Annotated in this window: 11 protein-coding genes and 1 pseudogene; 8 read left to right on the plus strand and 4 right to left on the minus strand. The window is 70.6% G+C overall.

Features of this window, described 5'->3' with window-relative positions; genetic code table 11:
- Positions 1-98: 98 nt before the first annotated feature.
- On the minus strand, positions 99-584 hold the full coding sequence (locus OG504_RS01920) for a nuclear transport factor 2 family protein (protein WP_405988068.1): 486 nt from the start codon (positions 582-584) through the stop codon (positions 99-101).
- Positions 585-642: 58 nt separating this feature from the next.
- On the opposite strand from OG504_RS01920, the pseudogene OG504_RS01925 reads away from it, so the two are divergent.
- Together OG504_RS01925 and OG504_RS01930 are read left to right on the plus strand one after the other, a co-directional pair.
- Positions 643-801, plus strand: a pseudogene (locus tag OG504_RS01925) (IS5/IS1182 family transposase); the annotation flags it as partial.
- Positions 802-1,074: 273 nt separating this feature from the next.
- The gene (locus OG504_RS01930) at positions 1,075-2,283 is read left to right on the plus strand and encodes a serine hydrolase domain-containing protein (RefSeq protein ID WP_405988069.1); all 1,209 of its coding nucleotides are present in this window, start codon (positions 1,075-1,077) and stop codon (positions 2,281-2,283) included.
- Positions 2,284-2,805: 522 nt separating this feature from the next.
- Here the strand turns inward: OG504_RS01930 and OG504_RS01935 are convergent.
- Both OG504_RS01935 and OG504_RS01940 read right to left on the minus strand, forming a co-directional pair.
- A complete protein-coding gene (locus OG504_RS01935) occupies positions 2,806-3,876 on the minus strand; it encodes a DUF6745 domain-containing protein (protein ID WP_405988070.1) in 1,071 nt (356 codons plus the stop codon).
- 87 nt (positions 3,877-3,963) lie between these two features.
- Positions 3,964-4,290 carry a hypothetical protein gene (locus OG504_RS01940; RefSeq protein ID WP_266867828.1) on the minus strand — a complete coding sequence of 109 codons (327 nt, stop codon included), beginning with the start codon at positions 4,288-4,290 and terminating at the stop codon, positions 3,964-3,966.
- Between the two features lie 169 nt (positions 4,291-4,459).
- Here OG504_RS01940 and OG504_RS01945 point away from each other — a divergent pair, with 169 nt between their 5' ends.
- The 6 genes from OG504_RS01945 to OG504_RS01970 all read left to right on the plus strand — a co-directional run bounded on the left by OG504_RS01945 (position 4,460) and on the right by OG504_RS01970 (position 11,360).
- Complete coding sequence (locus tag OG504_RS01945; protein ID WP_405988071.1) at positions 4,460-5,419, plus strand: STM4015 family protein; 960 nt, start codon at positions 4,460-4,462, stop codon at positions 5,417-5,419.
- Positions 5,416-6,597 carry an STM4014 family protein gene (locus OG504_RS01950; protein WP_405988072.1) on the plus strand — a complete coding sequence of 394 codons (1,182 nt, stop codon included), beginning with the start codon at positions 5,416-5,418 and terminating at the stop codon, positions 6,595-6,597. The genes OG504_RS01945 and OG504_RS01950 overlap by 4 nt, the downstream gene beginning before the upstream one ends.
- A gap of 7 nt (positions 6,598-6,604) precedes the next feature.
- Positions 6,605-7,420 carry an STM4013/SEN3800 family hydrolase gene (locus OG504_RS01955; protein WP_405996235.1) on the plus strand — a complete coding sequence of 272 codons (816 nt, stop codon included), beginning with the start codon at positions 6,605-6,607 and terminating at the stop codon, positions 7,418-7,420.
- The gene (locus tag OG504_RS01960; RefSeq protein ID WP_405988073.1) at positions 7,417-8,754 is read left to right on the plus strand and encodes an STM4012 family radical SAM protein; all 1,338 of its coding nucleotides are present in this window, start codon (positions 7,417-7,419) and stop codon (positions 8,752-8,754) included. The genes OG504_RS01955 and OG504_RS01960 overlap by 4 nt, the downstream gene beginning before the upstream one ends.
- Before the next feature lie 9 nt (positions 8,755-8,763).
- Complete coding sequence (locus tag OG504_RS01965) at positions 8,764-9,687, plus strand: STM4011 family radical SAM protein (RefSeq protein ID WP_405988074.1); 924 nt, start codon at positions 8,764-8,766, stop codon at positions 9,685-9,687.
- Positions 9,688-10,271: 584 nt separating this feature from the next.
- Positions 10,272-11,360, plus strand: coding sequence for a PQQ-binding-like beta-propeller repeat protein (locus OG504_RS01970; protein ID WP_405988075.1), 1,089 nt, complete (start codon positions 10,272-10,274; stop codon positions 11,358-11,360).
- Between the two features lie 284 nt (positions 11,361-11,644).
- Here the strand turns inward: OG504_RS01970 and OG504_RS01975 are convergent, their stop codons facing one another.
- The gene (locus OG504_RS01975) at positions 11,645-11,956 is read right to left on the minus strand and encodes a hypothetical protein (RefSeq protein WP_405988076.1); all 312 of its coding nucleotides are present in this window, start codon (positions 11,954-11,956) and stop codon (positions 11,645-11,647) included.
- Positions 11,957-12,128: the final 172 nt, after the last annotated feature.

The raw sequence follows: 12,128 nt of genomic DNA on the forward strand, positions 1-12,128 counted from the left end.
CGTGTAGTGGCGGACGCCCCAACATGGGGATGCAGGGGCGGCCGCCATGGGAGCGCGCCAGCTACGTGCTCGACCGGCATACCGCTGGCAGACGGCTTCTACGTGTAGGGCTCATCAAGACCGGCGACGTGAATCGGTCCGTCACTTGGCGGCAGTGGTGCAAGATCGAAGGGATGTGTCACCCGGCGCCGTGCGATGCGCCAAATCCCTTCCTCGCGGCGGTATTCGTCTTCGTAGGTGCCTCCTCCAAGACTCCACCGGTGGTCGGGAAGCTGGGCCATGACCACGACATCGGATCGGCCCGTCGCGCTGTCACCGTCGATGTCTACTGTGTGGTTGGCGGTGGCATGTTGCATGATCGGGAAGGTCCGCCACTGCTGCTCCACGGCGGCGCAAATAGCGTCGAATCCGATGAATATCCGGTCAGGGCCGGTTTCCCACGCAGCGTCCGTTGCCCAGATCGCCTCCCAGCGGACACGGTCTCGATGATCGGCACCCACGCAGTAGTCGTGGGCCAAGCGGCGCAGTGCGAACTCGGCCTCGACCCGATCGAGGCGAGCCGTGAAATTGTCCAGGATCGTCATGCCGGCAGGCTAATGAGAATCGATGGCCCGCGAGACTGCAGCCACTCACTGCGATGCAGACTTCGGCAGACTCCGCCACTGCACCGAACGACGGAAAGCCACGATCGAGTTCTTCACCGCCCTGGCCTGCGTACTCGTCACCGTTCGCTACCTGATCCACCGGGCCCGGACCCTCTACCGATGGGACACACGACCCCGCACCCCCCGCATCCGATGACCTACTGGCGGACGCTCTAACAGATACTCATCTCTTTCACCCCGCCTTCGGCTATCCTCCGAAGGATTCCCAGGGCTGCGCAGCGCCCGCCGCAGCCGGCTTCGCCCCAGAGCCGGGCGGCAACTCGCCGGGCGGAGTTCCGTGTTCTCCTCGCTGTCCCCCGAAGTGCCCGACGGCCTTCCCGGATTCTCGAAGGAGCATGAAGTGCGTGTAAAGGTGCGTGTTCGACGGCGCCCGCAACTGACGGGGTTTCGCGCAGTAGCAACAGTCGCGGTGTCCGCGGCCCTCGTCATGCCCCTCGCTGCGACCGAGTCGAGTGCCGACACGGTCCATGAGAGTGCGGCCGTCAGCCCACACACGCTCTCGGCGGTCCAACAGGACGGCACTGCGCAGACACGCGCTCACCTGCGGGAGTTGGCGCGGAAGTTGGTGGAAGAAGGAGTGCCCGGGGTGACCGTGCGGGTGGACGACGGTCACGGCAGGCCCATCGAGATCTCCGAGCAGGCCGCCTGGACCAAGAAGGACCATCGGCTCACCGCGGACGACGAGGTGCGAGAAGCGTCCAACACCAAGACGGTGATGGCCACCCTCGTCCTGCAACTGGTCGCTGAGCACAGACTCGCCCTCACCGACCCGATCGACAAGTGGCTGCCCGGCCAGGTGCGCAACGGAAGAGCGATCACCCTGCGCATGCTGCTCAACCACACCAGTGGGCTGTTCGACTACACCGAGGACCCCGCCCTCGCACCGGCCCTCACCGGCCGGGACTCCCACGTATGGACGTCGAAGGAAATCCTGAGCCTGGTGAGCAGACACCCGGCGCTGTTCGAGCCCGGCACCGCGTGGTCGTACAGCAACACCAACTACATCGCGATCGGCGCCGTCCTGGAGAAGGCCACCGGCAAGAACCTGGCGGCGCTGGTGCGCGACCGGATCGCCGGACCCCTGGGGCTCCGGCACACCTTCTACGCCACCGGCTCCGCCTGGCACGACCGGCACGCTCACGGCTACGAACCTGACGCGGCCCACATGCCACCGGACGTGCCCGACGAGTTCAGGAACTACGCCGGACCGCAGCACGACGACCACGTGGACGTCACCGACGACTACGTCACGGCCGACGGAGCGGACGCCGCGATCGTGTCCACCGCCGGTGACTGGTCCCGTTTCTACGGCGCGCTGATGTCCGGCCGCCTGCTCCCCGCCGCCCAACTGGCCGAGATGCGCACCACCGTGCCGGAGAACGGGCCGGGAGACCCGGACGAGCTCGGCTACGGGCTGGGCATCGAGACGGCGAAGACCGACTGCGGCACGGTCTGGGACCACGTCGGCATCGTCCCGGGCTACGCGACCTACAACGTCACCGACTCCACCGGCAAACGCACCGCCGCCTTCTTCTTCGCCACGTCCACCCTCACCAAGCAGGCACACCAGACCGGCGCCGCCCTGATGGACGCGGTCAACTGCGCCATCTTCGACTGACCAGCACGTTTCTGTGCGAGCGCCGCCTCCGGATCACGATATGAAACGCTTGACCGAGCGGTTTCAACTCGGTTGATTCGGCGGCGAGTTGGCGTGGAGTGGCAGGGCGGCATCGTTCAGGAGATCTGTCCGTGTCGATTCCCGCGCGCGCCGTCGCCTCACGCCGCCCTCGCCTCACCGACGTCATGTCCCGTGGGGTGGTGCAGCCACGGCAGCTGTTTTGGTCACGGTTGTGGAGTGCTCTGCGGTTCGGGTCCGGTTGGCCCGGTGGTGAAGAGCTCGGTCATGGAGGTTATGGAGGCTTCGGAGAGGTAGCGGCGGTCGAAAACCTGCCCTTCGTCGTGGAGTTCGGCCGAGCCGGCGGACCGCATCGACGGCCACGGCAGCGCTGTCCACCACCGGTGGAAATCAAAGCCCTACCGTCGCCCCTACCGGCCGAGCCGGGCACAGCTGCCACCACGGCCGCGTCCTGAAGCGGGACGGCCACTCCGGTCCGGCGGTGTACGGGGATACGGGGAACTATCAGGTCTCCCGCTCGGGTGCGTACGCCCCCGCGTCCAGCCCGAAGGTCCAAGCCACTCCCGCTCTGGCCGTGCGAGTCGACGGGGGAACTCGTAGCCAGTACGTACGGTGGGTGCCGTCGGGCTCCGGTGTGGAGTTGAGTACTTCCACCATGACCACGGGCTCGTCGTCGGCCAGGTCGATCCGCCACAGCGTGCCCGTCTCGTCCCGGTGCAGGGGACGGGCGCCCGAATCGGTGAGGTACCGGTCGTAGCCGTAGTACTCCAGCATCACGCGGCGCAGCTCGGCGTTCTCCTCGGCGCGGATGCGTTCCGGGGTCAGCGTGGGCAGTTCGGCCAGGAAGGCGGCCGGAACCGGCATGCCGCGCCAGGCGTGCAGGGCGAAGCCGTCCGGGTAGGCGAGCGCCGGGCCGTCCCCGTGGTCCAGTCGTCCCGCCTCGTCGCGGTGGAGGGCCGTGGGCCGCTCCGACAGCACCGCGACCCGCGCGAACGGCCACCACCAGCCGGTGCTGCGGCACACCCCGGACAGTGCGTCGATCGGGCCGCCGGCGGCGGCGAACGCCGCGAGCCACGGCGCGTCGTGCTGCCCGAGCACGGCGTCCAGGAGTATCAGCCGGATCTCCGCGGCCTCCTTTCCGGTGTCGCCTCCGGCCAGTTCCTCGATCACGCCGGTACGGATCCGGTCCACCAGTGCCTGCGTCGACGGCCACAACCGTCCGCCGGTCGCCGCCCAGTGCGCCGACCATCCCTCGGGCCCCAACTCGGCGTGCAGCCGCCGTCTCGCCGCCGCCCACGGCGTACTGCGCACCGCGTCCCGGACGCTCGGGCCCCGGTCCGCCTGCTCCCGGAGGAGAGCGACCGCCGCGCGGGGCGAACCCACCCACACCACGCGCTCCGGTTCCGCGAGTCCCGCCAGCCGGTAGGCCCGCCGGACGCCCTCCTCGGCGCGCGCCCGGTCCGCGGGACCGGTCGCCGATGCCCACTCCCGCCACTCCGCCAGGTCACCGGAGGGCCCGGTCACCACGCTCCCCGCCGCCAAGTCCGGTGTGCCGCCCGACTTCAGGTCCGTCATCCTGTCCACCCCTGTGTCCGTCCCGCTCACGTGCGCTTCCTCCGTGCCCCGCCCAGTTCTGTCGTGATGCCGGTACATCCGGGTCGCTCAGTCGGCCACGATCCGCACGGACCCGGGCACGTACTCCCGCTGTCTGACGACCCGGAACCACCCCTTGGGCAGCACGATCACCGCATGCTCCTCGTGCACCACCCGCCCGCCCTGGGGCAGATGGAGCAGCAACGGACCGTAGGGACCCGGCTCGCGCACCAACTCCCCCGGTCCGACGACCGCGTGAGCGTGCCCCGTCACCTCCCCCAGCGCCAGCACGAGCCGCCCGCGTCCGTCGCGCCGCTCCCTCGGGGCGTGCGCCGCGTGCGCGGGCACCGCGTCCTGCGCGACCGGCACGATCAGCACGTCTCCCTGTCGGTACATGGCTGTCCCCTCACCGCCGGGTGCTCCGCGCACCGGCCTCATGACCACGACGTTAGGCGCCGCCACTGACAACGCCCCCTGGCCCGCCCCGCCGACGGGCACTGTCAGTGGCGGTTGGTAGAAATGCGGCACCACAGACCACGCACACTTCCTTCTCAGGAGCGGCCGCATGACCATCGGTGAGCACCTCGACGCGCTGCACGGGCTGCCCGCGTTCACCTTTCCCGGACCGGGCGCCCCGACCGAGGGGCTGCCCGAGCCGGACTCGGTCGCCTGGCGCCTGATCAGCGACGTGTACGACGCCGACGAGGCATGGCCCGACACGTTCACCCGCTTCCGCGCCTCCGTCGACACGAACCGGGTCCGGGCGCTGATCATCGGCGCATGGGGAGATGCCTACGACAGCGCGCCCACCGAGATCTTCGAGGCGCTGATGGAGGCCCGGGACGCCTTCCCCGCACTGCGCGCGCTGTTCGTCGGCGACCTGGTGATGGAGGAGTGCGAGATCTCCTGGATCCACCAGAGCGATGTCTCACCACTGCTCAACGCCTACCCGGCGCTGGAGGAGTTCGGTGTGCGCGGCGGCACCGGGCTCGAGTTCACCGCGCTGCGGCACGGCACGCTGCGCCGGCTGGTGGCGGAGACGGGCGGACTGCCCGTCGAGGTGGTGCGCGGCATCGGCGCCAGTGACCTGCCCGCCCTGGAGCACCTCGACCTGTGGCTCGGCACGCCGGACTACGGCGGTGACAGCGAGGCCGCCGACCTGGAGCCGATCCTGTCCGGTGCGCGGCTGCCGCGCCTGCGTCATCTGGCCCTGCGCAACAGCGAGATGCAGGACGCGGTGGCCGCCGCGGTCGCCGCCGCCCCGGTGGTGGAGCGCCTGGAGGTGCTGGACCTGTCGATGGGCGTGCTGACCGACGAGGGCGCCGTAGCGCTGCTGAGCGGGCAGCCGCTGACGCACCTCAAGAAGCTGGACCTGCACCACAACTACCTCAGCGAGGCCGTCACGGAGCGGATACGGCAGACGCTGGTGCCGGCCGGCGTGGAGGTCGACCTGGACCGTGACGACGCCGAGGAGGACACGGAGGACGACGGCACGGTCTGGCGCTACGTCGCCGTCGGGGAGTGACCGCGTCCACCGCGGCCTGGCCGATCGTCACCGTGTCGCCCGCCCGTACCGGCCCCCGGTTCGCGGTGGTCGGCAACCCCGAGAACCGCAGGGTGGCCCTCTTCGCGGACGCCGTGCGCGCGGCCGGGCTGCCCGCACCCCGCGTCGTCGCCTGGACGGACGTCCTGCGCGCGCGGGGAGCGGCCTTCGCCGCCGACGAGTTCGTCCGGGTCGACTCCCCCGGCGAGAACCCCGAGGTCGACCGGCTCCTGCGAGGTGCCTCGGACCCCACCCGGGTCGAGGGCTCGGCCCGCTGGTACACGCGGTTCACCGCCGCGCTGCGCACGCTGCGCGGCGGCATCCCCCTCGCCGACCCGGACGACCTGGCGGCGCTGTTCGACAAACGGGCGTGTCACGCCGTACTGGACGCGGCCGGGGTGCCCGTCCCGGACTCCCCCACTTCGGGTCCGCACGGCGCGCGCGTGCACGGCTGGGACGACGTACGGACGTTGATGCGCGAGCACCGGATGCCCCGGCTGTTCGTCAAGCCCGCCCACGGGTCGTCGGCCTCGGGTGTCCTCGCCGTCGAGACGGCCGGCGGCGGCCGGATCAGGGCCACCACATCCGTCGAGACCGGTCCGGACGGCGCGCTCCACAACTCCCTTCGGGTGCGGCGCTATCACGACGAGCGGGAGGTCGCCCGCATCGTGGACGCGCTGGCCCCGGACGGGCTGCATCTCGAACGCTGGGTGCCGAAGGCCTCCCAGGCGGGCCGTGCCGCGGATCTCCGGGTGGTCGTCGTGGCCGGCCGGGCCACCCACACGGTGGTGCGTACCAGTCGCTGGCCGCTGACCAACCTGCATCTGGGAGGCAGCCGCGGCGATCTCGACGGCGTCCGACGGGCCGTCACCGCCGCGGGCGCCCGGTGGTCCGACGTCCTGGACGTGTGCGAGCGCGCCGCGTCCTGTTTCCCGCGCACGCTGTGCGTCGGAGTCGACCTGCTGCCGGCCGTGGACTGGCGGCGCAGCTTCGTCGGCGAGGTCAACGCCTTCGGCGACCTGCTCCCCCGGCTCACCGGACTGCCCGGCAGTGGCGCCGAAGGTCTGGACACCTACGGCGCGCAGGTGGCGGCCGTCCTGCGCGCACCGGCCGGAAGCGGCCCGCTTCACCCGTACAGAACAGGAACAGCCCATGCCTGAGCCCGACATGAACGCGATCGTCGGCGACCACGACATCCTGCTGGTCACCCTCGACACGCTGCGGCACGACGTGGCCGTCGAGCTGGCGGCCGAGGGGCGCATCCCGCATCTCACCCGCCATCTGCCCGGCGGACGCTGGGAGAGGCGGCACGCTCCGGGCAGTTTCACCTACGCCTCGCACCAGGCGATCTTCGCCGGGTTCCTGCCCACTCCGGCCGAACCCGGCCCGCATCCACGGCTGTTCGCGGCGAGCTTCGCCGGCAGCGAGACCACCGCCGAGGGCACCTTCGTCTACGACACCCCCGACCTGGTGTCCGGACTGGCTGCGGCCGGCTACCGCACCGTCTGCGTCGGGGGCGTGGGCTTCTTCAACCGGCGCGGTCCGCTGGGCTCCGTACTGCCCGGCCTGTTCCAAGAGGCGCACTGGGAGGAGGAGTTCGGCGTCACCTCGCCGCACTCCTTCGAGAACCAGATCGACCGCGTGGAACAGGTGGTGGGCGAACTGCCCGCCGAGCAGCGCCTGTTCCTGTTCGTGAACGTGTCGGCGCTGCACCAGCCCAACTGGTTCCACCTGCCGGGCGCTACCCGCGAGGCGGGTGACACCCGGGAGACGCACGCCGCCGCGCTGGAGTACGTCGACCGGCACATCGGGCGGCTGTTCGCCGCGGCGAGTTCCCGGCGCCCCTGCTTCGTCATCGTCTGCTCCGACCACGGCACCGCCTACGGCGACGACGGCTACACCGGCCACCGTCTGGGCCACGAGTCCGTGTGGACCGTGCCGTACGCCCATTTCCTCCTCGACCCCGCCGAGGCCGTCCGATGACCACCGCTCAAGAGACCAGCCCCTATCAGCACTACGTCTACGCGTATCCGCACAAGACGGCCTACCGCCGCCTCCCCGACCGGCCCGCGCTGCGGGAGTTGTGGGCGACGGAGGACCGCAGCGCCCTCTCGCTGTACGTCCACATACCGTTCTGCGAGGTCCGCTGCGGCTTCTGCAACCTCTTCACCCGCATCGGTGCCCCGGACGGCCTGACCGGCGCCTATCTCGACGCCCTGGAGCGGCAGGCGGACACCGTCCGGGCGGCACTCGGCGATGCGGAGCCGGTGCGGTTCGCCACCGCGGCGTTCGGCGGCGGCACCCCGACCTTCCTCACCGCGTCCGAGCTGGAGCGCCTGTGCGACATTGCCGAGCAGCGCATGGGCGCCGATCTGCGCGCGGTCCCGCTCTCCGTGGAGGCCTCGCCCGCCACGGCCACCGCGGACCGGCTCGCCGTCCTCGCGGAGCGCGGCGCGACCCGCCTCAGCCTGGGCGTCCAGAGCTTCGTCGACTCCGAGGCCAGGGCCGCCGTACGCCCGCAGCGCCGTGCCGACGTGGAGGCCGCGCTCGGCCGGATCCGGGACACCACCATCCCCGTTCTCAACATCGACCTCATCTACGGCATCGACGGCCAGACCGAGCGAACCTGGCGCACCTCGCTGGACGCGGCCCTGACCTGGCGCCCCGAGGAGCTGTACCTGTACCCGCTCTACGTCCGCCCGTTGACCGGTCTCGGCCGGCACCAGGGGGACGCCGGAGTCGACCCGGAGTGGGACGAACTACGGCTGCGGCTGTACCGGGCGGGGCGTGACCACCTCCTCGCGCGGGGCTATGTCCAGCAGTCGATGCGGATGTTCCGCCGGGCCGACGCCCCGCCCCAGGGCGCCGACGACTACGCCTGCCAGACGGACGGCATGATCGGGCTCGGCTGCGGGGCCCGCTCGTACACATCGGCGCTGCACTACTCCTTCGACTACGCGGTCGGCATGCACGAGATCCGCGGCATCATCGACGACTACGTCACGACGACCGACTTCGCGCACGCGGAGGTCGGCTACCGCGTGGACGGACACGAGGCGCGTCGCCGTCATCTCCTCCAGTCCCTCCTCCAGGCCGAGGGTCTGTCCGTCGCCGACTACCGCGCCCGCTTCGGGAGTTCACCCGACGACGACTTCGGGGCGGAGCTCGACCGGCTTGCCGGACACGGCTGGCTGACCGGCGCGGCGGGCGAGTCGCTCGTGCTGACCCCGGAGGGCCTGGCGCACTCGGACGCCGTGGGGCCGGAGTTGTTCTCCCCCGAGGTGCGGTCCGCGATGGCCGCCTACGAACGGAAGTGACGGACCGTCATGGATCTCACCGTCCTGTACCGGGGGCCGCTCGCGTCCTGCGACTACGACTGCCCCTACTGCCCGTTCGCCAAGCGCCGCGACTCGACCGCCCAACTCCGCGCGGACCGGCAGGCGTTGGAGCGCTTCGCGCGGTGGGCGACGGCCAGCGAGGACGACCTGTCGCTCCTGTTCACACCGTGGGGCGAGGGCCTGGTCCGCTCCTGGTACCGGCGCACCCTCACCGAGCTGTCCCGGCTGCCGCATGTGCGCCGGGTCGCCATACAGACCAACCTGAGCTGCCGCACCGGCTGGCTCACCGAGGCCGACCTCGACACACTCGCCCTGTGGTGCACCTACCACCCCGGCCAGACCCCCTACGACCGTTTCCTCGGCAAGTGCCGTGAACTGGCCGACCGCGGGGTGCGCTTCAGTGTCGGCGTGGTGGGCCTGCCCGCCCATCTGGCAGCGGCCCGCCGCCTCCGCGACGACCTGCCCCCGCACGTCTACCTCTGGATCAACGCCGCCGAGGGACATACCTACGACGACGCCGAGGCCGACGACTGGACCGCGCTCGACCCCCTGTTCCCGTACAGTCGGCACCCGCACCGCAGTGCCGGACTCCCGTGCCGTACCGGCGAGTCCGTGATCTCGGTCGACGGCGCGGGCACGGTCCGCCGCTGCCACTTCGTCCGTGACGAGCTGGGGAACCTGTACGACGGTTCCTACCGGGCGGAGCTGCGACCGCGCGCGTGTCCGCTGGCCGTCTGCGACTGCCACATCGGCTATGTCCACCTGGAGTCCCTGCCCTTGTACGACGTCTTCGCGGGCGGTGTCCTGGAGCGGGTGCCGTCCGCCCTTCCCCGACCGGGCACCGCGCGCGCCCTGCAGATCACGGCGCGGTCGATGTCCGGCGGAGGCGAGGGCGACGGATCGGTCCGCTGACAAGACGGGTTCGCGGACGGCGGCGATGCGTCCGGCGCGGGCCGCGCGGGTGCCGCAACCAGCAGGTCGATCATGGTGCGCGGCGCCGGCGACAGCGCCTCGTAGGAGAGTTGGCCGTTGGCTCAGGCCGCGTCGCCGCCCGACGCGGATCGGCGCGTGGGGTCGCTGTCCCGGCCGGGCATGAACAGCACCTGACAGGTCAGGCCGACGGCAGCGGCAAAGGCAGTCCGGGCGAACGAGACAGGATCGGGACTGCGACTGCGACTGCGACTGCGACTGCGACTGCGACTGCGACTGCGACTGCGACTGCGACTGCGACTGCGACTGCGACTGCGACTGCGACGATCAAACAGCGCCTTGCGCCGAAGTTCCGCCGGATCACCGGGTGTTGACGTTTTCCGCAATCTTGACCGATTCGACAGTCGAGTGATCATATGTTGTCGGCCATGCTACTTCGAGGCCTTCGCGCCAAAGGAGCCCTTGAGCTTCTCGTTGCCAGTTGCTCAGGGATCGGCTGCGTCGCCGCGCTGATATCGATCCTCGTGGGCCAACTCACACCGTGGTGGGCACTGATCCTCGTGCCCTTGGGGATTTTCAACGCGATCGAGGTCATCGGCTACTTCGCGTACCGGCCGGTCGTCGTCAAACCGTATGCCCTCGTTTCCGCCCGCGGCGCCGACGGGAACGGAGAGCAGGAGGCAGGGCAGCAGCGCGGTGCCTTGCGCTGGCAGCTGGACACCGGCGGAGCAGTGAAGGAATCGTCACCGGCCGTGGTCAACGGCACCGTCTATGTGGGCAGTTGGAACCACACCCTGTGGGCCGTCGACGCCCTGTCCGGCGAGGAACGCTGGCAGTGCAGGATCGGCGGCGTGGTGGCCGCGTCGCCCGCCGTCGCCGACGGCACTGTCTACATCGGCAGTTGGGACAAATGCCTGTGGGCGGTGGACGCCGTCTCGGGCCGGGAGCGTTGGCGGGTCAGGACGGACGGCCTGGTGCGGTCCACGCCGGTGGTCGCCGACGGCATGGTCCTCTTCGGCAGCAACGACGGCTTCTTCCGGGCGGTCGACAGCGCCTCAGGAGCGAGCCGGTGGCAGGTCCGTGTCGGCAAAGGCGTGCGCTCCTCGCCGGCCGCGGAGGCCGGCTCCGTCTACGTCGGCAGCAATGACGGCGTTCTGTGGGCTTTGCACACCGCCTCCGGTCAGGTGCGGTGGCAATTGAAGACGCTGAGTGGACTGTGGTCGTCGCCGGTGGTGGCCGACGGCATCCTCTACGTCGGCAGCGCCGACCGGCACCTGTGGGCGGTGGACGCGACATCGGGTCAGGTCCGATGGAAGCTCCCGGCCGGCGCCTGGGTGAAATCCACGCCGGCGGTGGCCCAGGGCATCGTCTACTTCGGCACCGCCGACGGATATCTGTGGGCTGTCGACGCCGTGTCCGGCGAAAGACGGTGGAGTCGCAAGGTCGGTGTCTGGGTGCGCTGGGCCCCGGTGGTGGCGGACGGCACGCTGTACGTCGGTACGAACGACGGTCGGATGTGGGCGTTGGACGCGATCTCGGGCGAGGAACGGTGGCAGGCGGACACCGGCAGCCCGGTCTTCTCCACACCTGCGGTGGCCAACGGCGTACTGCACTTCGGCCTCCAGAACGGGCGTCTGCTGGGCGTCCACGCCTGAGCAGGAAGCGGACTGGCGCCAGCAGGGCCGACCACTGACACCGGCGCGCCTACCACGCCACCGTCTCCGTCGTTCCCGCCTCCCGCACAGGCCGGATCGAGCCCCCTCACTACGCAATGCCCTCCTCGGCACGAGGCGCGGACCTCCTCGGCACGGGCCCCCACGCCCCGGCATCCTCAGAAAAAGGGTGGATGTCGATGGCTACCGCGCTCCCGGCCATGTGGTGTCAGGGAAGCCGAGCGGCTGCCGTATGCCCCTCCTGCGGCGCCGCCCCGTGGAATCAATCAGCGTCGGCCACTCGGCTTCGCCGCGGCTTCCAGGCTGGGCGGCGGGCGGCGGGCCACGTTGAGATGTTCGGCGGTCCAGACGATACGGACCGCTGTCGCCGTGGCATGTCCGTCGTCGCCACGCAGGTCACGGCGCAGGAAGTGGACCAGGCGTACCTCCTCGTCGGGGTCGCGGGACAGCGGAGCGGGCACTGCGGTTTGCCGACCGAATCCCGCGGCCAGGTCCCGGTACGCCAAGGCCTGTTGGAGCCAGTGGACACCGAGGATCCTCGCCGATCGCCGGTCCGTCACCGAGGTCGTCGACGCCACGCCCCCGGCCCACCCGACGGACCCCGGCCGGACGTCCGCTCCTCCAGGCTGACCTCGGTCCGGCCCGACATCCCGCCCCGAAGCGCACCGCTCCACCAACACGCCCCACCTTTCACGGACATGAATCGTTGTCATTCCTCTTGACCTCACTTCAGAGGGCGAATTACGGTTC

It is taken from the genome of Streptomyces sp. NBC_00986, from assembly GCF_045162565.1.
GTDB lineage: Bacteria > Actinomycetota > Actinomycetes > Streptomycetales > Streptomycetaceae > Streptomyces.

Bases quoted from the DNA above. Each gene is read 5' to 3' on its own strand.
- OG504_RS01920 (WP_405988068.1), bottom strand. From the start codon at position 584: ATGACGATCCTGGACAATTTCACGGCTCGCCTCGATCGGGTCGAGGCC.
- OG504_RS01935 (WP_405988070.1), bottom strand. From the start codon at position 3,876: ATGACGGACCTGAAGTCGGGCGGCACACCGGACTTGGCGGCGGGGAGC.
- OG504_RS01940 (WP_266867828.1), bottom strand. From the start codon at position 4,290: ATGTACCGACAGGGAGACGTGCTGATCGTGCCGGTCGCGCAGGACGCG.
- OG504_RS01945 (WP_405988071.1), top strand. From the start codon at position 4,460: ATGACCATCGGTGAGCACCTCGACGCGCTGCACGGGCTGCCCGCGTTC.
- OG504_RS01955 (WP_405996235.1), top strand. From the start codon at position 6,605: ATGAACGCGATCGTCGGCGACCACGACATCCTGCTGGTCACCCTCGAC.
- OG504_RS01960 (WP_405988073.1), top strand. From the start codon at position 7,417: ATGACCACCGCTCAAGAGACCAGCCCCTATCAGCACTACGTCTACGCG.
- OG504_RS01965 (WP_405988074.1), top strand. From the start codon at position 8,764: ATGGATCTCACCGTCCTGTACCGGGGGCCGCTCGCGTCCTGCGACTAC.